The sequence below is a fragment of the Streptomyces odonnellii genome, from assembly GCF_000981895.1.
GTDB classification, from domain to species: domain Bacteria; phylum Actinomycetota; class Actinomycetes; order Streptomycetales; family Streptomycetaceae; genus Streptomyces; species Streptomyces odonnellii.
This window is the reverse complement of the sequence record NZ_LATD01000514.1, coordinates 1-2,450: the sequence shown is the minus strand read 5'-3', so window position 1 is coordinate 2,450 and position 2,450 is coordinate 1. Positions and strand designations below refer to the sequence as shown.

Below are 2,450 nucleotides of genomic sequence, written 5' to 3'. Positions count from 1 at the left end.
GGGTGACGGCGCGGGGCGGGCCCTCAGCGCAGGGCGGTGGCAAGGTCGCCCCACAGGTAGGCCGTCGTTTCCGCGCCCTTGAGGAGCAGGTCCAGTTCGACCTTCTCGTTCGGCGCGTGCCAGCCGTCGGACGGTACGGAGATGCCCAGGAAGAGCACCGGAGCGCCCAGTACGTCCCGGAGGTCGGCGGCCGGTCCCGAGCCGCCCTCGCGGGTGAAGCGGACAGGACCGCCGAACGCGCGGCCCATGGCCCGTACGACCGACTGGAGCGCGGGGTGGTCCAGCGGGGTCAGACAGGGACGGGTGGCCGCGCCGAAGCTGATCTTGTACCGGATTCCAGCCGGGATCCTGGCCTCGGTCCAGTCCCGTACGGCCCGCTCGACACGGTCCGGGTCCTGGCCCTCGACCAGCCGGAACGAGAGCTTCAGCAGGGCGGAGGACGGGATGACCGTCTTGCCGCCGGGGCCCTGGTAACCGCCCGCGATGCCGTTGACCTCGGCGGTCGGGCGGGCCCAGATCCGCTCCAGGGTGGAGTATCCGGCCTCCCCGAGGGTGCCGTGGGACTGGGCCGTACGGAGCCACTCCTCCTCGTCGAAGGGCAGCTCGGCGAGGAGCGCGCGCTCGGCCGCGCCGAGTTCGGCGACTCCGTCGTAGAAGCCGGGGACCGTGACGCGTTCGTGCTCGTCGTGCAGGGCCGCGACCAGCCGGGCGGCGACGGTGGCCGGGTTCGGGACGGCGCCCCCGAAGGAGCCGGAGTGGATGTCCTGGTCGGGGCCGTACAGCTCGATCTCGCAGTCGGCGAGGCCGCGCATGCCGGTGCAGACGGTCGGGGTGGACTCGGACCACATACCGGTGTCGGAGACGATCACGGCGTCGGCCGCCAGCCGCTCCGCGTGCTGCCCGGCTAGGGCGCGCAGATGCGGCGAGCCCGACTCCTCCTCGCCCTCGACGAGGAGCTTGAGGTGGACGGCGGGGGTGGTGCGGCCGGTGGCGGCGAGATGCGCCCGGACCCCGAGGGTGTGGAAGAAGACCTGGCCCTTGTCGTCGGCGGCGCCGCGTCCGTACATCCTGCCGTCCCGCACGACCGGCTCGAAGGGATCGCTGTGCCAGCCGTCCTCGCGGGCGGCGGGCTGGACGTCGTGATGGCCGTAGACCAGCACGGTCGGGGCGTCCGGGTCCGCGGAGGGCCACTCCGCGAAGACGGCCGGGGCGCCGGGGGTGTCCCAGATCTCCGCGACCGGGAAGCCGGTCTCCTTGAGCTTCGCCGCCAGCCAGTCCGCGCTGCGCCGCACATCCGCGTCATGGCCGGGCTGGGCCGAGACGGACGGGATGCGCAGCCAGTCGGCGAGATCGTCGAGGAAGGCCGCGCGATGGGTCTGGATGTACGTACGGACGACGCTGTCCGGGGTGTCGCTCATGATGTCGAGCCTAACGGGCTCAGGGAGCGGTCTCGTCTGCCGGTTCCGGGGATCCCCCGTCCGTGGGCGCGCCGGGGGCATCGTATGAACGTCCCACCTCGTCCGGATGCGCCGGTTGCACCGGATGTGGCGGATATGCCGACTTGTCGCGCCGGGTATCGGGGTCGGGTATCCCGCCGGTCAGGACGCGTTCCAGCTCCGGGCGGCCGGGCAGGCCGTCGGGGCGTACGACCTCGCCGCTGCGTACGTACAGGAACGCGGCCGTCACATCGGTCAGCGGAAGGCCGTGCTGCTCGGCCCACGCCAGGCGGTAGACGGCGAGCTGGAGGGGGTCGGCGGTACGGGCGCGGCTGGTCTTCCAGTCGACGATCTCGTACGTGTACGACTCCGCGCCGGTCGCCGGGTCGGTACGGACATGGCGGTAGACGGCGTCGATACGGCCGCGGATCACCCGGCCGGCCAGGGTGAGGTGGAAGGGCGCCTCCACGCGGTACGGGGTGCGGCGGGCGTACGGGGTGCGCTCGAAGGCGGCCTTGAGCGCGGCCAGGTCGCGTTCGTCGGCGATCTCCGGCTCGTCGTCCGCGCCGCCGGGCAGTTCGTCGGGGCCGAGCATGGGCAGGGGCAGCTCCTCGAACCGCGACTCCACCCAGGCGTGGAACCGGGTGCCCCTGCGCGCGGCGGGCTGCGGCGGGCGCGGCATGGGGCGGGCCAGGTCCTGAGCGAAGGCGTCGGGGTCGGCGGCGAGGCGGAGGAGCTGGGAGGCGGAGAGGGACGGGGGTACGGGGACGTCGCGGACGGTGGCGCGGGCGCGGCGGAGTTCGCCGGTGAGGGCGTCGAGGTCGCGGTCCCAGGAGGCGAGAGTGCGGGTCTCCTCCGGAGTGAGGGCGGGGGGTCTTTCGCCAGCGCCGCCCCTTCCCGGCCCCGGGGCCGGGAAGGGGCGGCGCCCCACGCGCCATCGCCGCTGCCCGCGGCGCGGGGCCCGGGGATGCCGCCCCGCGGGGCGCGGGGCGCCCAGGCGCCCCAGCCGGCCGG

Annotated in this window: 2 protein-coding genes; both read right to left on the bottom strand. The window is 74.4% G+C overall.

Going from position 1 to position 2,450, the window contains the following annotated elements:
• Positions 1-23: 23 nt before the first annotated feature.
• Entirely contained in the window at positions 24-1,418 is a 1,395-nt protein-coding gene (locus WH07_RS34230; protein WP_046508804.1) for a dipeptidase, read from the bottom strand.
• A gap of 19 nt (positions 1,419-1,437) precedes the next feature.
• Positions 1,438-2,450, bottom strand: a 1,013-nt coding sequence (locus WH07_RS34225) for a PD-(D/E)XK nuclease family protein (protein WP_198533948.1), incomplete at its 5' end; no start/stop codon positions are given.